We start from the raw sequence: 22,424 nt of genomic DNA on the forward strand, positions 1-22,424 counted from the left end.
CCATCACAGCACTCCGAGTGCAGCTCGGCAATCAGACGCGGAAATGGATGTCAGCCAGTTGCCCGGCTTCTACGCCATCGCCGCCGCCGACCCCGACCGCCTCGCGGTGATCGACTCCGACGGCACGAGGACGTCCTACGGCGAGCTGCTCGCCCGGGTCAACCAGGTGTCGCACGGTCTCAGGGCCCGCGGGCTCGGCACCGGCGACGTGGTGGCGGGCGTGCTGCCCAACGGCATCGACGCCATCGTCATGGTCATGGCGACCGCGCAGATCGGGCTCTACTACGTGCCGATCAACTGGCACCTGACGGCGTCCGAGGTGGCGTACATCCTGGCCGACTGCGACGCCAAGGTCGTGGTCACCGGGCCCGACCACGCCGTACCCGGTGGGGAGATCGGCACGGCGGGGCTGGCCGAAGGGCAGCCCTCCGACGCGCCCGGCGAGCGGACGTCCGGGGCGGTCATGTGGTACACCTCCGGCACCACCGGCTTCCCCAAGGGCGTGCAGCGGCCACTGCCGGGCGTCGCGCCCGAGCAGATGGTGCCCGCCTACCAGTGGTTCCTCGGCGAGGTGGTGGACCTCAGGCCGGGCGACGACGTCCATCTGGTGACCTCGCCGATGTACCACTCGGCGCCGTGCGCGCACACCCAGTTCGCGCTGCACCTCGGGCACACCGTGGTCGTCGCGCCCAAGTTCGAGCCGGTGACGATCCTTGAGCTCGTCGAGCGATACCAGGTCACCAACGCGATGATGGTGCCGACCATGTTCCACCGCATGCTGCAGCTGCCGGAGGAGGTCAGGGGCAAGTACGACGTGTCGAGCCTGCGCCAGGTCATCCACACCGCCGCCGCCTGCCCCGTCGCGGTCAAGCAGCAGATCATGGACTGGTGGGGGCCGGTGCTGTACGAGTACTACGGCTCCACCGAGTCGACGATCGCGTTCGCGGTCAAGCCGCACGACTGGCTGGCCAGGCCCGGCACGGTGGGGCGGCCGGTGCCCACGTTCGAGGCCAAGATCGTGGACGAGGACGGCGCCGAGCTGCCGGCCGGCGAGCCCGGCCTGATCTACGTCAAGTCGGCCATGGGCACGTTCGAGTACCGCAAGGACCCGGCGAAGACGGCCGCCAGCATGCTGGGGGAGTGGTACTCGCCGGGCGACATCGGCTACCTGGACGAGGACGGCTACCTGTTCCTGTGCGACCGGCGGACCGACCTGATCGTCTCCGGCGGGGTCAACATCTACCCCGCCGAGATCGAGGCCGCCCTGCTCGAGCACCCGGCGGTGGCGGACGTGGCCGTCATCGGGGTGCCGGACGAGGAGTGGGGCCACCACGTGGTGGCCCTCGTCCAGCCCGCCGAAGGGGTCACGCCCGGCCCCGGACTCACCGCCGAGCTGCTGGAGCACTGCGGGCCGCGCATCGCCAGGTTCAAGCACCCGAAGGAGATCGAATACCGCTCCCTGCTGCCGCGCACGCCCACGGGCAAGCTGTCGCGCTCCAAGGTGCGCGAGGACTACCTGTCGGAGGGGTGAAAGACCAGCTCCTCGCTGTAGCTCCGGCCGTCTCCCAGGTAGAAGCGGGCCGACAGGGTGCGGGCGGCGGTGTCGAAGACGGTCGTCCACAACGTGCGGAACGGCAGGGCCGGGTCCTCGGCCTGCCGGACCGCGCGCAGGTGGTCGCGCAGCTCCCGCGGTGACACGGCGGCGCCCTTGCTGCGCTCGTACAGCGTGCGCAGCCGCTCGTACGTCCGGAAGCTGCCCGGGGTGTCCTCGGGCAGGTTCATCGGATCGGGGTGGCGGTGCAGCAGGTGGTTGGTGACGCAGAGCGGGCCGTCGCCGAGCTGGACGATGTGCTCGCTACCGTCCCTGCCGCGCTCCCACACGAACGCCTGCCCGTGGGCGTCGGTCACCAGGTAGTGCAGGGAGGTGCCGTGGTCGTACTGCTTGGCGCCCAGGAGCGCCTGCTTGGCCTGCTCCACGTTCTCACAGGTGTCGACCAGGAACCTGGGCAGCTGCACGCTCCCCACCCCGACCTGCGGCGCGACGTGCTCCGGCGGCGCGGCGCGCTCGAAGTCGGCCACCAGCAGCACGACCGCCAGGCCGGCCGAGTTGATGCCGTCCATGCAGCCGTCGAGGTCCGACATGGTGATCACGGTGGAGGCCAGCCCTTCGTCGGGCACCGTCGTGATCACGTAGGGGCGCGAGGCCATCGGCAGCTCGCCCGGCCTGGGCGCGGTGCCCATCACCTCGCTGCTGGTCATCGGGAAGAAGTCGTAGTTGCGGCCCACCCGGCCGTGGCCGTCCGCGGCGGCCGACGGCGGGATCCACAGGGCCGAGCAGCCGGTGCCCTCGGGGACGTAGTTCAGCCCGTCGAGGGCCAGATCATCCTGGTCGGGGTCGAGGCCGAGGACCGCCGCCGCGCCGTCCATACGGGCGTGGTGCTGCGGCCAGTGCCGCTCGAACCACGTCCTGCGGGCCCGGTTCACCGCCGGGTCGGCCGGCATGGGGGCCCAGCCCAGCCGGCGGGCCTCCTCGGTGAGCGCCCTGCCGATCTCGAACTGGCTGCCCGTGAGCGTGAGGTGGTGCACGAGCTGGAAATCGTCCTTGCCGCCCGCCACCCGCGTCATGTTCTTCATGCCGCCGAGCCTGGGGCCGCCCGCTGACCGGAGCCCTACCGTTCGCTGACCGCCCGCCGGTAGCGCTCGGAGAGCCTCAGCACGGCCTCGGCCAGCTCGGGCGGGTCGAGCACCTCGAAGTCCACGCCTATCAACCCGATCCACCTGGCCATGCTGTCCGGGTCGTCGCCGCCCAGCCTGACCAGGCAGGTGGCCTCGTCCACCGGCTCCACCTCCAGCCCCAGCGGCAGGCGGGGCAGCCGGTCGGCCGGGGCGTGCGCCAGCACCGTGCCCCGGTGGCGCCACGTCGCCGTGTTGACGCCCTTCTCCACGTACGCCGCCACGTCGCCGCCCTCCGGAGGCTCGCGCGGGGTGAACCTGGGCCCGGCCGGGGTGCGCGGGCGCACCCGGTCCACCCGGAACGTGCGCCAGCCCTGCCGCTCGACGTCGTACCCCACGAGGTACCAGCGGCCGCGCCGGTGCGCCAGGCGGAGCGGCTCCACGTTCCGCACGGCCGTCGCGCCGTCGTGGCCGGTGTAGTCGAAGCGCAGCCGCTCGTGGTCGCGGGCCGCGTTCGCGATCGTGGTCAGCACCTCGGGGGGTACGGCGGGCACATCGCCCGGTATTTGCCCCGGTATTTGCACGGTGTAGGTGTTGAGCGCGTTCACCCGGCGGCGCAGCCGGGACGGGAGCACCTGCTCCAGCTTGGCCAGGGCCCGCACGGAGGTCTCCTCGATGCCCTCGACGCCGCCCCCGGCCGCCCGGCCGAGCCCGACCGCCACCGCGACGGCCTCCTCGTCGTCGAGCAGCAGCGGCGGGAGCGCGGCCCCGGCGCCCAGCCGGTAGCCGCCCGCGACCCCGGGCGTGGCGTGCACGGGGTAGCCCAGCGTGCGCAGGCGCTCGACGTCGTTGCGGATCGTCCTGGTGGAGACCCCGAGCCGGGACGACAGCTCGGGGCCGGTCCAGTCCCGGCGGGCTTGGAGCAGGGACAGGAGCTTCAGCAGGCGGGCCGAGGTTTCCAGCATGAGACCAGTGTGCCGCGCTATCGCGGCAAGGTCCCTTCCGTGTTCACCACGATCTTGCCCAGGAAGTGGCCGTCCTCGCTGAGCCGGTGCGCGTCGGCGATCCGCTCCAGGGGGAACGCCTCCGCGATGGGGATCCGTACGTTCCGGTGGTCCACCGGCCCCTTCGCGCCGCCGGACGAGAAGCGCACGCCGAGCTCGGCCGCGCCGGCCCGGTCGGCGATGGTGATCACGTTGGCGGGGTCGCCGGCCAGCTTCACCGACAGCTCCAGCTCGCCTCTGCCGGAGGCGTCCAGCACCCGGTCGACGGGGCCGGGCAGCCGCTCCTCCAGGCCTTCCCCGTAGGTGACCGGGTGGACGCCGAGGCCGCGCAGGAAGGCGTGGTGGCGCTCGCCGGCCGTGCCGACGACCCGGGCGCCAGCGGCGAGGGCGAGCTGCGCGGCGGCCAGCCCGACGCCGCCCGCGACCGCGTGGATCAGCAGCGTCTGGCCCTTTTCCAGGCCCAGCCCGTCCAGCGCGCGCCGGGCCGTCTCGACGGCGACGGGCAGCGCGGCGGCCTCCTCGTACGTCAGATCGTCCGGCTTGGCCGCCAGCAGGCCCGCGTCCGCGATCGTGTGCGTGGCGGCGGCGCCTCCCTCGACCTGCCCGAACACCGGGTCGCCCAGCCGCCAGCCGGTCACCCCGGGGCCGAGGGCGTCGATCGTCCCGGCCAGTTCGAGCCCGGTGCCCTGAGGCTCGCCGAGGGGCGCGCCCATGAGGCCGCGGCGGATTTTCCAGTCGATGGGGTTGACCCCGGCCGCCCGGACCGCGATCCGCACCTGTCCCGGGCCGGGCTGGGGGAGCGGGATCTCCTCCAGAGCCAGCACCTCCGGACCGCCGTGGGCGCGGTAGCGGGCGGCCTGGGCGGTGACCAGCAGGACCGCCTTGCCGACCAGCTCGCGGCTCCCCAGGGCGGCGTGGGCCTCGTGCGCGCGTTCCAGCGGCACGGCCAGCCCCACGACGGTCGTCAGGATGTCGTGCTCCAGGGCCCGCCCGGCCAGCCGCCGGAACTCGTCCGGGGCGAACTGGACCTGCTCCATGCCCACCACCCGCGCGGCCCCGGGCTCGATCCGGGCGGTCGAGCCGCTGGGCACGCCGTAGGCGAAGAACGTGCCGCCGGGCTCGACCAGCTCGTACGCGGCGCCGCCGACCTCCCCGCCGACCCCGTCGAACACCACGTCGAAGGGCCCGCCGAGCTCGTCGTAGCCGACGGCCTCCGCCGCGCCCATGCCCAGCGCCGCGGCCCGCTTCGCCGCGCCGTGGGCGGCGGCCGTCACCTGCGTCCCCGCCGCACTCGCCAGCCCCACGATCGGCAGCCCCAGCGCACCACCGGCCCCCGTGACCAGCACCCGCGTCCCCGGCTTCAGCTCGGCCGCCTCGACCAGGCTCAGGGCCGCGGGCCCGACCTGGATCAGCGCGGCCGCCCGCCACAGGGGCACCTCGTCGGGCACCGCGACCACCGTCTCGACGTCGGCCACGACCCGCTCGGCGTACGCGCCGCCGCCGGGCAGGAGCGCGGCCACCCGCCGCCCCGTCCACGCGCCGTCCACTCCGTCGCCCACCGACAGCACCCGGCCGGCCACGCCGGTGCCGGGCACGAACGGTGGCTCGCCGGGGAACCACTCCCGTCCCCACCCGGACCGCAGCTGCGCGTCGAGCGACATCACGTCCACCACCGACACGCCGATGAGCACCTGCCCCGGGCCGGCCTCCGGCTCCGGCGCCTGCCGGACCTCCAGCACCTCGGGACCGCCGAACCTCGTCACCTCGATCACGTTCATGCGGCCGAGTCTGTAACCTCAAGCGAGGTTGAGGTCAAATTCCGGGGCAGGTCACTCCCTGACGATCAGCCGAACAGCTTGTCCGCCTGCTGAATGAGGACCATCACGGTCAGCGTGCCGAAGAACGCCACCGACCAGATCAGCGCGCCGAGCCGGTACGAGCGCACCTTGATGGGCTCGGGCAGCGACCGCCGGTTGAGGATGATCAGCAGGATCGAGTACACGAACATCATCACGGCCGCGAAGCACGCCGAGAGCACCAGCAGGATGAGCGGCTGGTCGAAGCCCGCCAGCAGGAAGGCGATCCCGATCAGCGCCATCGCCCAGACGGTGTAGAAGTAGACGCGGTTCACCGAGACGGGCTTGTCACGCAGGTAGACCGTCTTGATCGTGTCGGAGGCCAGCCGCGAGGTGTAGTCGACGATGCCCATGGCGGAGGCGAACAGCGCCAGCGCCCCGATCACCCAGAACAGCACGCCGAACCACGGCCCGACGACCTCCTGCAGCACCTCGCCCTCGACCTTGAGGAACTGGATGCCGTTGGCCAGCCCCTCGCGGCCGAACACGGTGGAGTAGGCCAGCATCGACATGAACGCGATCGTCAGGAACGACACCACGGCGAAGGTCCAGGCCTGCTCGATGTTCGCGAAGCGCCACCACTGCCGCCAGCGCGCCAGGTTCTCCTTGGTGGGCGCGAACTGGAAGCCGGTCGAGGCGGCCGCCTCCTCCTGGCCGGTCACCGGGCTGACCAGGCGCGGCACGTACTGGCCCATGCCGAAGCCCTTGTCGCGGATCCAGTTGCTCTGGCAGAGGTTCTGGCCGCCGCCCGCGCCGGCGTAGGCGATGGCGCCCATCAGCAGCGAGAACTCCAGCGGCGGCACCGGGATCCGGGCGCCGACGGTCAGGCCCTTGCCCAGTTGGACCCAGCTCTCGGCGTTGATCGCGAACAGGACGGCGACCAGGATCAGCGTGGCCACCAGGATGATCTTCACGAAGATGACCCGTTCGAGCACGGTGTAGATCACCGGCGCCAGCGTCAGGCCGAGCGCGATCACGACGAGCATGCCGATCGCGATCCACCGCACGCTGCCCGCGCCCGACCCGGTCAGGTACGTCACCATCGTCGCGGACGTGGTGACCCAGCCGGGCCAGAGGTTCGAGCAGAGCGTCATCACCACGAAGACCAGGCCCCAGTGTTTCCACATCCGGCTGAAGCCGGTGAGCGCGGTCTCGCCGGTGGCCAGCGTGTAACGCTCGATCTCCATGTTCAGGAACCACTGCGTGATGATGCCGATCGCGGCTCCCCAGACGAAGATGAGCCCGACTTGGGAGGCGATGTACGGCCAGAGAATGAATTCGCCCGACGCCAGCCCCACACCCGCGCCGACCAGCCCCGGGCCGATGATGCGCCAGGTCGATCGGGGAGGGTCGGGCAGGTCGCGGACGGTGACGGACGGTAGGACTCGCGCGGGAACGGTCGGGGTGAACTCCGCCATGCGAATCTCCTTGCTAAGCGTTGCCTAGCCGCCACATTACAGAGACCGCAAACTCTGGTGGAATACCTAGTTAACCTGCTTGACCACGTATTCTCCGCGTTCGGTGAAACCCACGACACGCCAGCCCGCTTTCATGAGCCGGCCGAGCGCGTCACGCACGGCCAGCCGCCACGCCCCGGCCGCCGCCGGGTTCTCGCGCCGCAGCCGCTCGACGTCCGCCGGCGTCCCCACGAGCACCGTGCCGCCCCGCGCCTCCTTGGCCACAGGCCATCCGCCCTCGTCCGACAGGAGCGCCTCGGCGGCGGGCGGTTCGCCGGGTTTCGCCGTTTCTGTGAGGCGCCACGCGGCCAGCAGCCGGTCGGACGCGTCACCCTCGTTGATCGCGTCGGCCATCTTCCCGTAGAAGTCCTCCAGGTACTCCTCCGGCATGGCGCCCAGCTTGATCAGGTTGAACCGCGCGTTCCTGCGTACGAGGGGGTCGAACGTCCAGGTGATCCGCTCCAGCCCCTGACCCAGGCACCACTCGCGCTGGTGCGACTTGAGCGCGTGGCCGATGCCCCTGCCGATGACCGCGCCGGTCACGTGCGAGTGCAGCGTCCGCTCCGCCGCTCTGAACCCGACCGAGGCGCCCACGAGCGTGCCGCCCTCGTCGTACGCGCCCGCCACGTAGTTGCCCGTGTGCGCGAACCCGATCATCAGCTCTATCGTCACGGGCGGGTTGTGCGGCGCCGGGTGCCAGATGTCGTCGAAGAGCCGGTAGACCTCCTCGAACTCGTCGATCTCCCGCAACTCCCTGATCTTCACACCACCGTTCACCCCTCCATTTACGCACGCCCCCGCCGGACGTCCCCGGCGGGATCGCCGCCGGGATCGCCGGCGGATCGTCGTCCCACGGCGCGGCGCGCTCCGCGGTACCGCGTGCTCGGCGTCAGGCGTCGGCGGGGACCCGGGGCCTCGGATCCGGGCCCGCAGATCCGGGCCCGCACTGTTGCGGCTACGGCGTCCTCAGGCCGACGGGGCGGTAGGCGGGGGCCGGGGGTCTGGCGGTGAGGCGGCGGTAGAGGGTGGTGGGGCCCGGCCAGTTGTTCGTCACGCGGCCCTCGGCCGTCTTGTACCAGCTCCGGCAGCCGCCGCCCCACACCATTCGCGCCATCGCCGCGTCGAGCTGCCCGCGCCAGGCCGCCATCACCTCGGGCCGCACCTCGATCGGCCCGTTGGCGGACAGGTACGGCAGGCAGGACATGATGTGCTCCACCTGGCACTCGATCATGAAGACGATGGAGTTGTGGCCGAGGTTGGTGTTGGGGCCGTACAGGAGGAAGAGGTTGGGGAAGTTCGGCACGGAGATCCCCAGGTACGCCTCGGGCCCTCCCTTCCACTGCTCCTCCAGCGTGCGGCCGTCGCGCCCGGTGATCTCCATCGGGGCCAGGAACTCGGTGGTCCGGAAGCCGGTGGCGTAGACGATCGTGTCCACCTCGTGCGGGCCCTCGGTGGTCTCGACGCCCGTGGGCTTGATCCGTACGATCCTGTCCGTCACCACGTCGACGTTGGGCCTGGTCAGCGCGGGATAGAAGGCGCTGTCGATGACGACCCGCTTGCAGCCCGGCGGGTAGTCGGGCGTGAGCTTGGCCCGCAGCGCCGGGTCGGGCACCTGGTCGTGCAGGTGCCGCAGGGCGCGTTTCCTGAGCAGGTCCGCGCTCCAGCCCTGGGCGAGCGCGGGATAGAGGGTGGCCTCGGCGTACCGGTAGAGCCACTCGCGGTAGGCGCGCTGGAGGCCGGGGACGTAGTGGAACCCCAGCCTGGCCAGCGGTCCGAAGGTGGTGTCCGGCTTGGGGATGACCCAGTTCGGGGTGCGCTGGAAGACGTACAGGCGCTCGACCTGCTCCGCGATGCGCGGGATGAGCTGGGCCGCCGACGACCCGTTCCCGATCACGGCGACGCGGCGGCCGGTGAGGTCGTGGGTGTGGTTCCAGCGGGCGGAGTGGAAGGAGACGCCCCCGAAGTCCGGCATTCCCGGAATATCTGGTAGGTGGGGGCGGTTGAGCTGGCCCGCGCCGGTGACGACCAGGTCGAACGGCTCGGTGCGGTCGCCGCTCGTCACCTGCCACCTGGTGCCGTCGAAATCGGCGTGCTGGACTTCCGCGCCGAACCGGATTTTTCGCCTGACGTCGTATTTATCGGCGCAATGTTCAAGATATCCAAGAATTTCGGGCTGTTCTGGGTAACGGCGGGTCCAGCTCGCGTACTTCTCGAATGAGTACGAGTAAAGATGCGAGGGAATGTCGCACCCCGCCCCGGGATAGCTGTTGTCGCGCCAGGTGCCCCCGAGGTCGTCCGCCCTCTCGAAGACCGTGTACGAGCGGATCCCGGCCCGTTCGAGCCGGATCGCCATGCACAGCCCGCCGAACCCCGCTCCGACGATCGCGACGCTTGGTGACATGCCGCCCTCCGCAGGTCAGGATTCACTTACATTACGCCGAACGCCGTTCCACCGACACCCTCTCCCGTGCCGATAGTCTGCGCAGGTGGCTGCTGTGTCGTTGAAGAACGTGATCGAGGTGCTCGAGGCGGCCTACCCGCCCGCCCGGGCCGAGTCGTGGGACGCCGTGGGGCTGGTCTGCGGGGATCCGGCGCAGGAGGTGCGCCGGGTGCTGTTCGCGGTCGACCCGGTGGCGGCCGTGGCCGAGGAGGCCCTGGAGTGGCGGGCCGACCTGATCGTCACCCATCACCCCCTGTACTTGCGCGGCACCACCAGCGTGGCCGCGACCACGCCGAAGGGCCGCCTGATCCACACCCTGATAAAGAACGACATATCGCTTTACACCGCCCACACGAACGCCGACGTGGCCAACCCCGGCGTGTCGGACGCCCTGGCCAGGGTCGTGGGCCTGGTGGGCGACCTGGTGCCGCTCCAGCCGTTCCCGGACGACCCGTGGCGGGGTCTGGGCCGCATCGGCGAGCTGCCCTCGGCGATGACGCTGGGCGACTTCGCGGCGCAGGCGTCCAAGGGCCTGCCCCGTACGTCCTGGGGGATCCGCGTGGCAGGCGACCTCGACCGGCCCGTCACCCGCGTCGCGGTCAGCGGCGGCGCCGGCGACTCCCTGCTCGGCACGGCCAAGGCGGCCGAGGTCGATGTGTTCCTGACGGCGGATCTGCGGCATCATCCGGCGAGTGAGTTCGTGGAGTCGGGCGGGCCCGCGCTCATCGACGCCGCGCACTGGGCGACCGAGTGGCCCTGGCTGGACAGCGCGGCGTCCATCCTGCACTCCAGTGGCGTTACCGTTGAAACGCGCGTCTCCGCCACGGTCACCGATGCTTGGACAAAAGGATATTGATCATGAAAGCAGCCCCTGAGGCACAGAAGAGACTGCTCGACCTGGCAGAGCTCGACTCCGTGATTGATCGGCTGGCCCACCGCCGCCGCACCCTGCCCGAGCTGGCCGAGATCGACGAGCGGTCGAAGTTGTTCGCCAAGGTCGCCACCCAGGTGATCGAGGCCGAGACCGAGGCGGGCGACCTGGCCCGCGAGCAGGCCAAGGCGGAGAGCGACGTCGACGCCGTGCGCACGCGTGCCGACCGTGACCAGAAGCGCCTCGACTCCGGCGCCGTGACCTCGCCGCGCGACCTTTCCAGCCTGCAGTCCGAGATCGCCTCGCTGCACAAGCGCCAGGGCGACCTGGAAGAGATCGTGCTGGAGATCATGGAGCGCAGGGAGGCCGCCGACACCAAGGTCACCGACCTGATCGCGCAGCGTGACGAGCTCGCCACCGCCCTGTCCACCGCCGAGGCCCGCCGCGACGAGGGGCTCCAGGGGATCGACAAGGAGGCTTCGGAGGTCCAGGGCCGCCGGGGCGGCGTCTCCGGCGAGATTCCCGCCGACCTGCTGGCGCTCTACGAGAAGCTCAAGGACCAGTACGGCGTGGGCGCCGCGATGCTGCGGGGCGGCCGGTGCCAGGGGTGCAAGGTGGCCCTGTCCATCGCCGAGATGAACCGCATCAAGGCCGCGCCCCACGACGACGTCCTCCGTTGTGAGGAGTGCCGGCGCATCCTCGTACGTACGGCAGAGTCAGGCCTGTGACCTCCTACGTCATCGAGGCGGACGGCGGATCCCGCGGCAACCCGGGGCCCGCCGGCTATGGCGCGGTGGTCATGGACGCCTCCGACGGCCAGGTGCTGGCGGAGGCGGCCGAGGCCATCGGCGTCACGACCAACAACGTCGCCGAATACCGCGGCCTGATCGCCGGCCTGCAGGCCGTGCTCCGGCTCGGCGGCGAGGGCGCGCCGGTGGCCGTCCGGATGGACTCGAAGCTGGTCATCGAGCAGATGGCGGGCCGCTGGAAGATCAAGAACGAGGGGCTGCGGCCGCTCGCGATGGAAGCCGGATCCCTGGTCAGGCGGCTGCGGGTGACGGAGTGGACCTGGATCCCCCGCGAGCGCAACAAGCACGCCGACCGCCTGGCCAACGAGGCCATGGACGCGGCCGCCAAAGGCCTGACCTGGAAGGCCGGCGGCACCACCCAACCGGAGCTCCAGGAAGAGCCCCCGACCGCAGCGGGAGTTGGAGAGCCCTCCACGGCCCGCACCACGGCGCCCACCACCACACCGCCTGCCATCGCCCAGCAGACAGACCTCCTCGACATAGGTGCTATCGGCCCCACGGGCACCATCTCCGAAATCTCCGCCCCAACCGCCTCCACCGCCGCGGCCCAGCAACGTACGGCCAAGGCGCCCGCCAAGGGCACCGGCTGGGCCCCGCCCACCCGCGTGGCCACGTCCTTGCTCCTGCTCAGGCACGGCGAGACCGCGCTGTCCGTGGAGCGCAGGTTCTCGGGCAGGGGCGATGCCGAGCTCACGGCCAACGGCCTGGCCCAGGCCGCGGCGGCCGCCGAACGGCTGTCGCGCGAGCCGTACCGGCTGGATGTGATCGTCAGCTCGCCGCTCAAGCGCGCCAGGCAGACCGCGGAGGCGGTCGCCCGGCGGACCGGGCTCGACGTCGAGGTGGACGAGGACCTCAGGGAGCTCGATTTCGGCGACTGGGAGGGCCACACGTTCACGGAGGTCCAGCGCCGCTGGCCCGCCGAGCTCTCCACCTGGCTCGCCGACCCGGAGACCGCGCCGCCCGGCGGCGAGAGCTTCGCCACGGTCGCCCGCCGCGTCCAGGCGGCGGGGGAGCGGCTGGTGGAGCGCTACGAGGGCAAGACCGTCCTCGCGGTCTCCCACGTCACACCCATCAAGATGCTGCTGCGGCTGGCCCTGATGGCCCCGCTGGAGTCCCTCTATCGTATGCACCTCGACGTGGCCTGCCTGTCGCTGATCGAGTACTACGCGGACGGCCCGGCCGTGGTGAAGTCGTTCAACGACACCTCACACCTGCGCCGTTGACCGGGAACGCCGCGGAGCTTGGTAAAGTGCTGCAGACGAGTCGGCCGGGCGACCGCGTCGGGCCATCCGGCCCGCCGAGGAAGGTCCGGGCTCCACAGGGCAGGGTGGTCGGTAACACCGACCCGGGGTGACCCGCGGGACAGTGCCACAGAAAGCAGACCGCCTCCCGGTTGACGGGAGGTAAGGGTGAAAGGGTGGTGTAAGAGACCACCAGCGCCCACGGTGACGTGGGCGGCTAGGTAAACCCCACCCGGAGCAAGGTCAAGAAGGGACGCTCTCCGGAGCGTCCCGCGCGCGACGTTCGAGGGCTGCCCGCCCGAGCCGCGCGGGTAGACCGCTCGAGGCCGCCGGCAACGGCGGCCCTAGATGGATGGTCGCCCCTTCTCACGAAGGACAGAACCCGGCCTACAGGCCGACTCGTCACCCAATCCCTCTCTGACCTGGGAGGGAACGGGGATGCCCAAGGGTCAGGGGCGCCAAACGCCCTGTCCAGCGCTTCTCTGGCTCTACCGGACGCTTCCGGTACGAGGTGACCGTACAGATCCACGGTGGTGGCAATCGACTCATGACCGAGCCACCTGGAGACCTCCGAAATGGGGACGCCGGAGGCGTACTGGCGAAGGTGTGACGCAGGTCGTGTCAGGAAGCAGGCCCGCCGCCGTAATGGAGGGCTTCCAGATCTTCGCTTTGACGTAATCGCTGCGGATCAGGTTGTCACGCAGGGCCGTACGGAACAACACGTCGACCGGGCCGCACGCACCGCCGTCACGGCACGCCCCCGCCTCCCGCTGACCCTCCCGGCGGCCGGCTGAGAACGACGCCGGACGGCTGGCGCGGACGAGTCGAACGGGCCCGCGCCACGCGACAGTACGATTCCGCTCAGCAGGCGCCGGGCTGGACTGGGAACAGCCGCCGGTTCCCGTCTGCACATGGGGATGTGCAGGCGGGGGCGCTCCGGCTCCGGGATGGCGCCCGAACATATGTGGGTTATGGGAATGGCTTGGGGTAGGCATCCATCCGTCCCGCTGCCGCTCCGTGGTGGGTCGATGGCGGACGGGATGGACAGGCAAGGGGTGCACCGAGGTTGGTGGTTCAGGGTGTTACCGCAGGCCAATGAGCAGGACGTCGCTTGACGAGCGTAAGACTTCTACAGGGTTTCTTGGACTTTAGGGTGCATGGCCTCGTAGCTGATTTCGCCATTCAAGTGGACCACGCGCAGGTACGTGTCTTCCGAGATGCCTGCCGCCACCTCATCAATGAGTTCGGCGGCATCGCCACCCGTCCAACAAATGTGCGTCTCTGTCGCTCGACCTTTCAGATAGGCGACACCTGCCTGACCCTCGCAGATCGAATAGCTCGTGCCCCGATCGCCCATGGAGGATCCCTTCGTCCGGTCCGGTCTCACCACATCTCAGCACAGATCCTCAGTTCCGCTCTGGTTCCACGCCTCAGCGACGAACTGAGTGACATCGGGAAGGCATTCTCCGGCCCGTCAGTGCACAGTGCGGCACACTAGCCAGTCCATCGACTTCGGCAAAGACCACTCCTCCCGATCGCGAGGGCTGCTTTGGGGGCAAGAAGTCGCAGGTTCACATTGGCCACGGACGTGGTTCCGCCGGAGGAAGCTCGGGACAGAGGATCGGCACCGTGCCGCCGTGAAGACGAGCGATATGAGCCTCAAGCAGCCGAACGGCCGGTCCGTGACCGTAGTGGAAGGCGAAGAGCTGCGGGACGTCCCCGTCAGGGCCCGGACGTTCGGGATCAGCGCCATAGGCCAAAAGCACAGCGGTACATGCAGCGTCCAGTGACTGCCCGGTCTGGGCTGCTCCATCGGCTTCCACGTCGATCGCATGCAAGAGCAAGGTCATGTTGGACCACACCTCATTTGGATCGGTGCCGGCGTCGAGTAACCGAGTCAGCTCCGCCAGGTCGCTGTGCTCGACCGCATGATGCGCCGGAGTCATCGGCTCGTAGGCTGCCGCTTCATATTCCATGGCTGGGATCAAAGCAGAAGACTCCATCACGGCCCTGGCACCGGGCACGTGGCCGGGGCAGAACCGCGCCTCCTCGCAGGGCACTTCCAGGGCATATCGCACCACTAGCGACCATAGTGTTTCTGCAGTTCAAACGATGTTGCGCGCGATCCGCCGCTCCGTGGTGGGGCGACGGGCGCGGAAGAAAATGCGTGGCGGGGCCCGTGTGCAGGACGTTATTTTCTCCATGGGTGCGGCGGACGTGCCCTTTCTGCGGCTTTGAATCAGCAGATCGGAGGTGCGGAGCGGAATGGCTTGTCGCCTCCACGCGCTCTGCTTCGACGCACACGACCCGCTCCGTCTCGCGCGCTTCTGGGCCGGCGTCCTGGATTGGGAGCTGGCCGACGACCCTCGTGACGGCATCGCGCTCCTGCCGAGCGATGACACCGGGTTCCGGATCCGGTTCCTGCCGTCCCAGGCGCAGAAGATCAGCCAGAACCAGATGCACTTCGATCTGACGAGCAAGTCACTCGAGGGCCAGCAGGAGACGGTGGCGAGGGCGCTCAAGCTCGGCGGCCGGCACATCGACGTCGGTCAAGGTCCGGAGGATGAGCATGTCGTGCTCGCGGACCCCGAAGGCAACGAGTTCTGCGTGATCGAGCCGGGCAACAACTTCCTCGCCGAATGCGGATTCGTCGGGGCGCTCGCGTGCGACGGCTCGCAGCAGGTCGGCTACTTCTGGAGCGAGGCGCTGGGCTGGCCGCTGGTCTGGGATCAGGACCAGGAGACCGCGATCCGCTCGCCGCAGGGCGGCCCGAAGATCACCTGGGGTGGTCCGCCGCTGGACCCGAAGACCGGGAAGTACCGGCTGCATTTCGACCTCGCTCCGCCCGCCGACGGTGATCAGCAAGCGGAGGTCGAGCGGCTCATCACCCTCGGGGCGACGCGCGTCGACATCGGTCAGGGCGAGGTCGACTGGGTGGTCATGGCCGATCCTGATGGCCATGAGTTCTGTGTTCTGAGCCCGCGATAGCGCCGTCGTTCGCGCCCTCTCGTGGCCGCTGACCAAGCGAAAGTCTCCGTAGTCCGTTCGTGAGGCGGGGTGTGGCGCACGTCATACCTGGCTCGTGTCACGTATCGGCGAGCAGCTTGCATCACGTGGTCGTCAGTGCGAGGAGAAGGGCGCAAAGATGACCAAACATCGGGTTCTGATTCTGGGGGCGGGGTACGCGGGGATGGCCGCGGCGATCCAGCTCGCGGCTCGGGGTACGCGGCGCGAGGACGTGCAGGTGACCCTGGTGAACGCGCAGGAGCGCTTCACCGAGCGGCTGCGGCTGCACATGTCGGCGACCGGGCAGCGGGTCGCCGAGCTGAGCATCCCGGAGCTGCTGGAGGGCACGGGCGCGCGGTTCGTGCGGGGCTGGGTGACGGCGGTGGACGCGGACGCGAAGCTCGTACGGATCGACGACGACCGGGTGCTGCACTACGACACGCTGGTGTACGGGCTGGGCAGCGTGGCCGACACGTCGGCGGTGCCGGGCGTGGAGGATCACGCGTACACGCTCAACAGCGCGCAGGACGCCGAGCTGCTGGCCGATCGGCTGGCTCGGCTGGGCCGTGGCACGGTCGTGGTCGGCGGCAGCGGGCTGACCGGCGTCGAGTCGGCCGCGGAGATCGCCGAGCAGTACCCGGAGCTGGACGTCGTGCTGCTGGGCCGGCAGGAGCCCGGCGCGGCCATGAGCCCCAAGCCGAGGGCGTATCTGCAGGCCGCGCTCGCGCGCCTGGGCGTCCGGGTGCTCAGCGGGGCCGAGGTGGTGAAGGTGCTGCCGGACGCGGTGGAGCTGGCGGGCGGGGAGCTCGTCGCCGCCGACGTCGTGCTGTGGACGAGCGGTACTCGAGTGTCGCCGCTGGCGGCCGCGGCCGGTCTGACCGTCGACGAGCGTGGCCGGGTCGTCACCGATGCCGCGCTGCGGTCGGTGTCGCACCCGGACGTGTACGCCGTGGGCGACGCGGCCGCGATCCGGCAGGGGTACGGCGTCATGCACGGCACCTGCCAGGGCGGCATGCCGACCGGTGTGCACGCCGCGGTGTCGATCGTCCGCACGCTGGACGGCAGGCGGCCCAAGCCGTTCCGTTTCGGCTACTACCACACGCCGGTGAGCCTGGGGCGACACGATGCCGTCGTCCAGTTCACCCACCCCGACGACAGCCCCCGACGGGTCTATCTCACCGGCCGGACGGCGGCACGGTATAAGGAGACGGTGACCGCCTCGCCCTGGCCGACCTATGGCCGCATGAAGAAGCTGCCCGCCTCGGGCGCGTTCTGGCCCCGCGGCGGCCGCTTCACCAGGGGCGTGCGGTGACTCAGCCGTACTCCGATCGCGACCAGCAGGTCTTCAACCAGCATCGCAACCTGCTGTTCTCCGTGGCCTACCGCATCCTCGGCACCGTGGCGGACGCAGAAGACGCGGTCCAGGAGGCCTGGATCAAATGGTCGGCCGCCGACCGTTCGCAGGTGGCCGACCCCAAGGCCTATCTGGCGCGGATCGTGTCGAACCTGGCGCTGCAACGGCTGCGCTCCACGCAGCACCAGCGCGAGACCTACGTCGGGCCGTGGCTTCCGGAGCCGATCCTGACCAGCGGCGACACCGCCGACGACGTGACGAACGCCGAGTCGGTGTCGACGGCGATGCTGGTGGTGCTGGAGACCCTGAGCCCGCTCGAACGCGCGGTCTTCGTGCTGAAGGAGGTCTTCGGCTTCAGCCACGCCGAGATCGCGGAGGCGGTGGAGCGCTCCGAGTCCGCGGTGCGCCAGGCCGCGCACCGTGCTCGCGAGCACGTACGGGCCCGGCGGCCCCGGTTCACCGCGGACCGGTCGCGGCAACGCGACGTCACCGAACGCTTCCTCGCCGCCGCGACCGGCGGCGACATCAACACCCTCATGGAACTGCTGTCCCCGGACGTCACCCTCTGGACCGACGGCGGCGGCAAGGTTCGCCAGGCGCTGCGGCCGGTGGTGGGCGCGGAGACGGTGGCCGCCTGGTTCGCCGCCATCGGTGAGGTCACCTACCAGGGCGTCGAGCCCGCCGACATGAACGCCGCACTGGTCGAGATCAACGGCGGCCCGGGCGTGGTGTTCAGCGGCCTGGGCCGGGTGATCGCCACCGTCACGTTCGATTTCGACGCCGAGGGCCGCATCTTCACCATCCACAACATCGCCAACCCGGACAAACTCCAGGCCATCGCGGACGGCACCACGCGCGACGTCCGTACCCCCTGAGACCTCGCGCGCGCGGGACTAACGGCTGAGGAGCTCGCTGAAGATCTCCACCACTTCGGGCCGGTCGAAGGGGCCGACGTGGGGCGCCGCGACGTTTCGCACGTCGGTCGGGTTGTCCGGCGTGAGGCGGTCGGCTTCCTGGATGAACCGGTCCTGCAGCGCCGGCGGGATCAGCCGGTCGAGGGTGAAACGTACGTAGGTCCGGGGAATGCGGCCCCACGTGTGCGCCTCACCCCGGGCGTCGGCCATGGGAATGCCGGCGGTCTCGTCCGGTTCGAGCAGGTTGAGCAGCCGGCTCACCCCCTCGTCGGTGAAGTCGCCGGCCAGGGCCTCCCTGACGCCGCGGAACACCGCCGGGTCGGCCGAGCGCCAGTTGAGCCGGGTCACCCCGAGGACCGCGGGGTCGGCGACCAGCGCCTGGGTCACTTGGGGGAGGAGGCTGTCGCTGTTCTCGGGGGTGGAGAGGTAGGCGGCCAGGTTCGGCAGGTCCACGCAGCAGTACGCGGCGACATAGACGACCCGGTCGAGCAACTCGGGGATGGCGTTGCCGACCCTGCTCACGGTGACGCCGCCCTGGCTGGCGCCGGCCAGGATCACGGGCCCGAGGCGGTGGGCGCGGCGGACCACGTCCACGACGCGTTCGACGTAGTCGTCAATGGTGATCTTGGCGAGCGGCGACGGCTCGGTCGCCAGCGCCTGGAGGTCCTGCGGGGCCTGGTACGCGCGGGGGTAGAACGCCTCGTCGCCGTGTCCCGGAAGGTCGACCATCAGGGCTCGGTGCCCGCGCAGGGTGAGTTCGCGGATCAGCCCCGTGCCCAGGGCTGAGGAGGAGTTGGTCCCGTGGACGAACACCAGGGTCGGCGTGCGTCCTGCTTCATGGTTGGTCATGATCGCTCTCTTCCTTGTTCGTCGGGTTTGTGTGGGTGGTCAAGGCCGCTGGCCGGCGCCACATCGGCCACAGGAGCGGGCTGTCGGCCACGCGTACCGGTTCGCCGAGATCCTCGAAGCCGTGCCGCAGGTAGAGGTCACGGCTGCGGGGCGAACTCGCCTCCAGGTACGCGGCGAGCCCGTCGGCGTCCGCTCGTTCCAGCCGGTGCCGCAGCATCGCCGTACCGAGTCCGGCGCCCTGCCGCCCGCCGACCACTCCCATGCACGCGAGGTAGAGGTGCGGTTCGTGGTCGGGGTGCCGTTGGGCCAGCGCCTCGCCCACGGCCTGCAGCCGTGCTCCGTTCTCGCCGAAGACCTGGTTCGCCCCCTCGTGGGACGTCTGGCCGGTGGCCGGCACCAGCCACAACGAGGCGCCTTCGCGACCGCCGATCAGGTACGCCTCGGCGGTGGGCTGGGCCAGCAGGGAGCGGTAGAAGTACGACTGGAGCCGACCTCGTTCGCTCGCCTCGGGGAAGAGCCAGCAGGCGAGGGGGTCGTTCATGAACGCCTCGGTGAGGACGTCCAGCACCGCCTGCTCGTCTGCTCCATCCGCCTTCCGCACGGATGCGTACGGCGTATTCACTGTCATGCGTACAGAGTATTTATGTGGCCGCCCTTCTGGCGTTTTTAGGGGAAAGAAGTGAACTATTACTGTATAGAGTGAACTAGTGCACTTATCGATGGATCGGAGGTCCCATGCAGCGAACGGATCCGCCCTACCAGCGGATCGTCGCGGAGATCCGTGCCCGGATCCTGAGCGGCGCCCTGCGGCCCGGCGACCGGATGCCGTCCATCCGGCAGATCGCCCAGCGATGGGGTGTCGCGCTCGCCACCGCGACCAAGGTGATGGCGGCGCTGCGCGACGAGGGGCTGGTCGAGACGAAGGTCGGCTCCGGCGCGGTGGTCAGCTCACGTACGACCCTCAAGCAGCCGGCCGTGCCGCCGAGGCCGCGGCAGGCCGGTGTCCCCAAGCAGGCGCTCAATCGCGAGCAGATGCTCCGCACCGCCATCAAGATCGCCGACGCCGAAGGACTCGAGGCCGTGTCCATGCGGCGGCTCGCGGCCGAGCTCGGCGCCGGTCCGATGTCGCTCTACCGGCACGTGGAGAACAAGGACGAGCTGGTGACGCAGATGGTCGACGAGGTCTTCGGCGAACCGGAGCTCCCCGCGCCCGGGCCGGACGGCTGGCGGGCCAAGCTCGAACTGATCTCCCGCGCGCAATGGCAGCTGGTACGGCGGCACCTCTGGCTGCCCAGGGCCGTCTCGTTCACGCGCCCGCTGCTCGTACCCAACATGATGGCCCACACCGAATGGACCCTGCGCGCGCTCGACGGGCTCGGCCTGCCCATGGAGACATGCATCCGGGAGGCGCTCGCGCTGCACGGACTGGTCATCACCGTCGCCCTGTCGATGGCGGACGAGGTCGAGGCCGAGCAGGAGACCGGCGTGACCCTCGACCGGTGGTGGCTCGCGCAACGGAACCGCGCCGACGAACTCCTCGACAGCGGACGATTTCCGCTGTTGGCCACGATCCCGGAGGAGACGGTGTCGGACCTGGACGGGCTGTTCGAGTACGGCCTCGCACGCCATCTCGACGGCTTCGCCGCCCTGGTCGAAGGTCAGGCCCGGGCGCGGTCATGAGCCCTCGTCAGGCTTCGGCGTTCTGCGGTGCCGCGTCGGCCGGGACGAGGTCACCCGCGGGAGCGGGCTTGGCGGGGATGCGCTTGCCCAAGGTGACGAACAGCAGGATCAGGCCCACGGTCAGCAGGACGTGACCCAGTCCGGAGATCAACGCGATGGCTTCACCGCTGGGGCGGCCCAGGACGGTCAGGGTGCCGTGGAGGGTCATCGTGGCGACGGTCACCGCCAGGCCGGCGTTGTAGATCCAGAAGAACCAGCCGAAGAGCCGAACGGAGGTCAGCGCGAACACCTTCTCCAGAGCGAGGACCACGAGAAAGAACAGCATCCCGAGCGCGAGCAGGTGCGTGTGGACGACGCCCAGCTGCGTGTCGCCGGTGAAGCCCGTCAGCTTGGTCAGCTCGCGGTAGTACAGGCCGCTGACCAGCCCAAGGATCATGTAGACGTGAGCAACGTTGAGGATTTTCCTCATGGGAGCTGACCTTCACTCTCGCGCGGGGGGGAAACGGTGCGGCCCTCGCCGGGTGAGGTTCGCTGGAGGGGCGTTCTTCTGGTGCCGGTCGGTGCCGGGAGGACATTATCGGACTGTGGTCCGCTATCGCAATGCCGCCGGAGGGCTCGGGTCGAGGCCGGTCAGGGCGGAGCCGGCGGCCCACACGCGGGCCGCGAGTTCGGTGTCGGCCAGGTGGCCGCGTACGGGTTCGAGGGTGGGCAGGCCGCGGATCCCGAAGACCCGGGGTCCCCATAGCTGGCCGCCGCGTACGGACGGGTCGAGGACGGCCCGGACGGCGGGCCAGGCGGCGGCTTCCTTGCCCTGGAGGAGGAGGCCGGCGGGCAGGCCGCGCAGCCGTTCGCCGGTGGTGGGCAGGTGGACCGGCGGGCGGGCCGGTGTGAGGGAGTCGAGTGCCCCGCCGGGGTGGGTGACCACGCTCAGCGTCGTGCTGCCGGCGGCGCGCAGGCGGCGGTCGAGTTCGAAGGCGAAGAGCATCTGCGCGAGCTTGGATCGCGCGTAGGTGCGTTTGGGCCGGTAGTCGCGCGTGCTCTGGAGATCGTCGAGGTCCAGGCTCTCGGACTTGGCGGTGAAGCTGCCGGTGGTGACGACGCGGCTCGCGGGCGTGGCCGTGAGCAGGGGCGAGAGCCAGTGGATCAGCGCGAAGTGCCCCAGGTGGTTGGTGGCGAACATCAGCTCGTTGCCGTCCCTGGTGACCTGCCGTTGCGGCTGGTCGAGCAGCACTCCGGCGTTGCAGACGACCGCGTCCAGCCTCTCCAGGCTCAGGGCGTCCACGGAGGTTTTGAGCGAGGAGAGGTCGGCGAGGTCCAGGCGGATGTGCCGTACGTCGGCGCCGGGGACGCGGGCGCGGATCGAGGCCCGCGCGGCTTCGGCCTTGGCGGTGTCGCGGCTGCCGAGGATGACGGTGGCGCCGGTGCCGGCGAGTTGTTCGGCGACGAAGTATCCGATGCCGGCGTTGCCGCCGGTGACGAGGAAGTGCTTGCCCTTGGCGGGCGGCAGGCGTCGTACGTCCCAGGGGGACATGGTCGGCTCCTTGGCTCGATGATTTCTGAACTGACTCTGAAACTATAGTCATTATGGATTCGTAGGCGTTCCAGGTTTCGCTACGATGAGGACGTGGAGATGGGGCGCCGGGAGCGCAAGAAGGCACAGACCCGCCGGGCGTTGTCGGACGCGGCGTTGCGGCTGTTCGCCGAGCATGGATACGACGGCGTCACCGTCGCCCAGATCGCCGACGAGGCGGACGTCTCCATCGCCACGCTGTTCGCGCACGTGCCGGACGGCAAGGAAGCGCTGATCTTCGACGACGGCGCGGAACGGCACGTCTGGCTGGCCGCCGCGGTCCGTGACCGGCCTGCCGGTCAGTCCGTACTGGGAGCTCTGCGTCGGTGCCTGGCGGGTCGAGGGCCCTTCACCGACGATCTCCCGCCCGAACTGCGGGCCAAGCGTGACCTGATCGTCGGCACGCCCGCCCTGCGGGAGTACTCGCGCAAGCTCTGGATAGCCGGTGAGGGGCCCCTGGCCGAGGCGATCGCCGCCGGGAGCGGCCGCGACCCGTCCGACATGACCGTCCGCGCGCTCGCCCGCTATGTCCTGGAGATTCCTGAGCTCGCGGGTGTGGAGGCCGACCCCCTGGCCGCGATGAACGCCATCTTCGACCTGCTCGAATCCGGCTGGCCGGAGTCGCACGAGGACGCCTGACCGGCTCACCCGATCCTGCGGGTGAACTCCCGACGGCGACGCCACTCCCGACGGCGAGGCC

21 protein-coding genes, 1 other RNA gene and 1 pseudogene are annotated in these 22,424 nt (G+C 70.2%); 10 read left to right on the plus strand and 13 right to left on the minus strand.

Features of this window, described 5'->3' with window-relative positions:
• The first annotated feature begins 43 nt into the window (after positions 1-43).
• Entirely contained in the window at positions 44-1,531 is a 1,488-nt protein-coding gene (locus tag ACIHFD_RS01205) for an AMP-binding protein (RefSeq protein WP_397365057.1), read from the plus strand.
• On the opposite strand, the gene ACIHFD_RS01210 is transcribed toward ACIHFD_RS01205, so the two are convergent.
• From ACIHFD_RS01210 to ACIHFD_RS01240, 7 genes and pseudogenes are all read right to left on the minus strand, one after another.
• Positions 1,513-2,634 (minus strand): C45 family autoproteolytic acyltransferase/hydolase, encoded by a 1,122-nt coding sequence (locus ACIHFD_RS01210; RefSeq protein WP_397365058.1) that lies wholly within the window; start codon positions 2,632-2,634, stop codon positions 1,513-1,515. The genes ACIHFD_RS01205 and ACIHFD_RS01210 overlap by 19 nt on opposite strands.
• A gap of 35 nt (positions 2,635-2,669) precedes the next feature.
• Entirely contained in the window at positions 2,670-3,638 is a 969-nt protein-coding gene (locus ACIHFD_RS01215; protein ID WP_397365059.1) for a helix-turn-helix transcriptional regulator, read from the minus strand.
• A gap of 17 nt (positions 3,639-3,655) precedes the next feature.
• The gene (locus tag ACIHFD_RS01220; protein WP_397365456.1) at positions 3,656-4,549 is read right to left on the minus strand and encodes an NADP-dependent oxidoreductase; all 894 of its coding nucleotides are present in this window, start codon (positions 4,547-4,549) and stop codon (positions 3,656-3,658) included.
• A gap of 12 nt (positions 4,550-4,561) precedes the next feature.
• Positions 4,562-5,455 (minus strand): annotated as a pseudogene (locus ACIHFD_RS01225) (alcohol dehydrogenase catalytic domain-containing protein); the annotation flags it as partial.
• A 65-nt stretch (positions 5,456-5,520) separates the two neighbouring features.
• A complete protein-coding gene (locus ACIHFD_RS01230) occupies positions 5,521-6,951 on the minus strand; it encodes an Nramp family divalent metal transporter (protein ID WP_397365060.1) in 1,431 nt (476 codons plus the stop codon).
• Between the two features lie 66 nt (positions 6,952-7,017).
• Positions 7,018-7,755, minus strand: coding sequence for a GNAT family N-acetyltransferase (locus ACIHFD_RS01235; RefSeq protein WP_397365061.1), 738 nt, complete (start codon positions 7,753-7,755; stop codon positions 7,018-7,020).
• A gap of 190 nt (positions 7,756-7,945) precedes the next feature.
• Positions 7,946-9,391, minus strand: a complete 1,446-nt coding sequence (locus ACIHFD_RS01240; RefSeq protein WP_397365062.1) for a flavin-containing monooxygenase — start codon at positions 9,389-9,391, stop codon at positions 7,946-7,948.
• Positions 9,392-9,485: 94 nt separating this feature from the next.
• Between ACIHFD_RS01240 and ACIHFD_RS01245 the strand changes: the two genes are divergently transcribed.
• The 4 genes from ACIHFD_RS01245 (at position 9,486) to rnpB (ending at position 12,757) form a co-directional block, all read left to right on the plus strand.
• Complete coding sequence (locus ACIHFD_RS01245; protein WP_363966012.1) at positions 9,486-10,286, plus strand: Nif3-like dinuclear metal center hexameric protein; 801 nt, start codon at positions 9,486-9,488, stop codon at positions 10,284-10,286.
• A gap of 2 nt (positions 10,287-10,288) precedes the next feature.
• Positions 10,289-11,029: a zinc ribbon domain-containing protein gene (locus tag ACIHFD_RS01250; RefSeq protein WP_397365063.1), complete on the plus strand. Its 741-nt coding sequence runs from the start codon at positions 10,289-10,291 to the stop codon at positions 11,027-11,029.
• On the plus strand, positions 11,026-12,333 hold the full coding sequence (locus tag ACIHFD_RS01255; RefSeq protein WP_397365064.1) for a bifunctional RNase H/acid phosphatase: 1,308 nt from the start codon (positions 11,026-11,028) through the stop codon (positions 12,331-12,333). The genes ACIHFD_RS01250 and ACIHFD_RS01255 overlap by 4 nt, the downstream gene beginning before the upstream one ends.
• A gap of 36 nt (positions 12,334-12,369) precedes the next feature.
• Positions 12,370-12,757, plus strand: an RNA gene (gene rnpB, locus ACIHFD_RS01260) — RNase P RNA component class A.
• A gap of 723 nt (positions 12,758-13,480) precedes the next feature.
• Here rnpB and ACIHFD_RS01265 read toward each other — a convergent pair.
• Together ACIHFD_RS01265 and ACIHFD_RS01270 are read right to left on the minus strand one after the other, a co-directional pair.
• Positions 13,481-13,708, minus strand: coding sequence for a hypothetical protein (locus ACIHFD_RS01265; RefSeq protein ID WP_397365065.1), 228 nt, complete (start codon positions 13,706-13,708; stop codon positions 13,481-13,483).
• 214 nt (positions 13,709-13,922) lie between these two features.
• The gene (locus tag ACIHFD_RS01270) at positions 13,923-14,327 is read right to left on the minus strand and encodes an ankyrin repeat domain-containing protein (RefSeq protein ID WP_363966003.1); all 405 of its coding nucleotides are present in this window, start codon (positions 14,325-14,327) and stop codon (positions 13,923-13,925) included.
• A 289-nt stretch (positions 14,328-14,616) separates the two neighbouring features.
• On the opposite strand from ACIHFD_RS01270, the gene ACIHFD_RS01275 reads away from it, so the two are divergent.
• From ACIHFD_RS01275 to ACIHFD_RS01285, 3 genes are all read left to right on the plus strand, one after another.
• Positions 14,617-15,339 (plus strand): VOC family protein, encoded by a 723-nt coding sequence (locus ACIHFD_RS01275; protein WP_397365066.1) that lies wholly within the window; start codon positions 14,617-14,619, stop codon positions 15,337-15,339.
• Between the two features lie 157 nt (positions 15,340-15,496).
• Complete coding sequence (locus ACIHFD_RS01280) at positions 15,497-16,669, plus strand: NAD(P)/FAD-dependent oxidoreductase (protein ID WP_397365067.1); 1,173 nt, start codon at positions 15,497-15,499, stop codon at positions 16,667-16,669.
• Complete coding sequence (locus tag ACIHFD_RS01285) at positions 16,666-17,586, plus strand: RNA polymerase sigma-70 factor (RefSeq protein ID WP_397365068.1); 921 nt, start codon at positions 16,666-16,668, stop codon at positions 17,584-17,586. Before ACIHFD_RS01280 ends, ACIHFD_RS01285 begins: the two co-directional genes overlap by 4 nt.
• Before the next feature lie 18 nt (positions 17,587-17,604).
• Here the strand turns inward: ACIHFD_RS01285 and ACIHFD_RS01290 are convergent, their stop codons facing one another.
• Positions 17,605-18,474: an alpha/beta fold hydrolase gene (locus tag ACIHFD_RS01290; RefSeq protein WP_397365069.1), complete on the minus strand. Its 870-nt coding sequence runs from the start codon at positions 18,472-18,474 to the stop codon at positions 17,605-17,607.
• Complete coding sequence (locus ACIHFD_RS01295) at positions 18,461-19,102, minus strand: GNAT family N-acetyltransferase (RefSeq protein ID WP_397365070.1); 642 nt, start codon at positions 19,100-19,102, stop codon at positions 18,461-18,463. The genes ACIHFD_RS01290 and ACIHFD_RS01295 overlap by 14 nt, the downstream gene beginning before the upstream one ends.
• Before the next feature lie 107 nt (positions 19,103-19,209).
• Between ACIHFD_RS01295 and ACIHFD_RS01300 the strand changes: the two genes are divergently transcribed.
• Positions 19,210-20,154, plus strand: a complete 945-nt coding sequence (locus ACIHFD_RS01300) for a TetR/AcrR family transcriptional regulator C-terminal domain-containing protein (protein WP_397365071.1) — start codon at positions 19,210-19,212, stop codon at positions 20,152-20,154.
• A 7-nt stretch (positions 20,155-20,161) separates the two neighbouring features.
• On the opposite strand, the gene ACIHFD_RS01305 is transcribed toward ACIHFD_RS01300, so the two are convergent.
• Both ACIHFD_RS01305 and ACIHFD_RS01310 read right to left on the minus strand, forming a co-directional pair.
• Positions 20,162-20,623: a DUF2871 domain-containing protein gene (locus tag ACIHFD_RS01305; RefSeq protein WP_397365072.1), complete on the minus strand. Its 462-nt coding sequence runs from the start codon at positions 20,621-20,623 to the stop codon at positions 20,162-20,164.
• A 123-nt stretch (positions 20,624-20,746) separates the two neighbouring features.
• Entirely contained in the window at positions 20,747-21,685 is a 939-nt protein-coding gene (locus ACIHFD_RS01310) for an SDR family NAD(P)-dependent oxidoreductase (protein WP_397365073.1), read from the minus strand.
• Between the two features lie 99 nt (positions 21,686-21,784).
• Here ACIHFD_RS01310 and ACIHFD_RS01315 point away from each other — a divergent pair, with 99 nt between their 5' ends.
• Entirely contained in the window at positions 21,785-22,363 is a 579-nt protein-coding gene (locus ACIHFD_RS01315; RefSeq protein WP_397365457.1) for a TetR/AcrR family transcriptional regulator, read from the plus strand.
• Positions 22,364-22,424: the final 61 nt, after the last annotated feature.

This window comes from Nonomuraea sp. NPDC051941 (assembly GCF_044593615.1).

Excerpts from the sequence above, each read along its gene's own strand:
- ACIHFD_RS01265 (WP_397365065.1), bottom strand. The coding sequence starts at position 13,708 with ATGGGCGATCGGGGCACGAGCTATTCGATCTGCGAGGGTCAGGCAGGT.
- ACIHFD_RS01295 (WP_397365070.1), bottom strand. The coding sequence starts at position 19,102 with ATGACAGTGAATACGCCGTACGCATCCGTGCGGAAGGCGGATGGAGCA.
- ACIHFD_RS01315 (WP_397365457.1), top strand. The coding sequence starts at position 21,785 with ATGGGGCGCCGGGAGCGCAAGAAGGCACAGACCCGCCGGGCGTTGTCG.
- ACIHFD_RS01215 (WP_397365059.1), bottom strand. The coding sequence starts at position 3,638 with ATGCTGGAAACCTCGGCCCGCCTGCTGAAGCTCCTGTCCCTGCTCCAA.
- ACIHFD_RS01280 (WP_397365067.1), top strand. The coding sequence starts at position 15,497 with ATGACCAAACATCGGGTTCTGATTCTGGGGGCGGGGTACGCGGGGATG.
- ACIHFD_RS01310 (WP_397365073.1), bottom strand. The coding sequence starts at position 21,685 with ATGTCCCCCTGGGACGTACGACGCCTGCCGCCCGCCAAGGGCAAGCAC.
- ACIHFD_RS01230 (WP_397365060.1), bottom strand. The coding sequence starts at position 6,951 with ATGGCGGAGTTCACCCCGACCGTTCCCGCGCGAGTCCTACCGTCCGTC.
- ACIHFD_RS01305 (WP_397365072.1), bottom strand. The coding sequence starts at position 20,623 with ATGAGGAAAATCCTCAACGTTGCTCACGTCTACATGATCCTTGGGCTG.
- ACIHFD_RS01300 (WP_397365071.1), top strand. The coding sequence starts at position 19,210 with ATGCAGCGAACGGATCCGCCCTACCAGCGGATCGTCGCGGAGATCCGT.
- ACIHFD_RS01240 (WP_397365062.1), bottom strand. The coding sequence starts at position 9,391 with ATGTCACCAAGCGTCGCGATCGTCGGAGCGGGGTTCGGCGGGCTGTGC.
- ACIHFD_RS01270 (WP_363966003.1), bottom strand. The coding sequence starts at position 14,327 with ATGGAATATGAAGCGGCAGCCTACGAGCCGATGACTCCGGCGCATCAT.
- ACIHFD_RS01205 (WP_397365057.1), top strand. The coding sequence starts at position 44 with ATGGATGTCAGCCAGTTGCCCGGCTTCTACGCCATCGCCGCCGCCGAC.
- ACIHFD_RS01275 (WP_397365066.1), top strand. The coding sequence starts at position 14,617 with ATGGCTTGTCGCCTCCACGCGCTCTGCTTCGACGCACACGACCCGCTC.
- ACIHFD_RS01210 (WP_397365058.1), bottom strand. The coding sequence starts at position 2,634 with ATGAAGAACATGACGCGGGTGGCGGGCGGCAAGGACGATTTCCAGCTC.
- ACIHFD_RS01250 (WP_397365063.1), top strand. The coding sequence starts at position 10,289 with ATGAAAGCAGCCCCTGAGGCACAGAAGAGACTGCTCGACCTGGCAGAG.
- ACIHFD_RS01290 (WP_397365069.1), bottom strand. The coding sequence starts at position 18,474 with ATGACCAACCATGAAGCAGGACGCACGCCGACCCTGGTGTTCGTCCAC.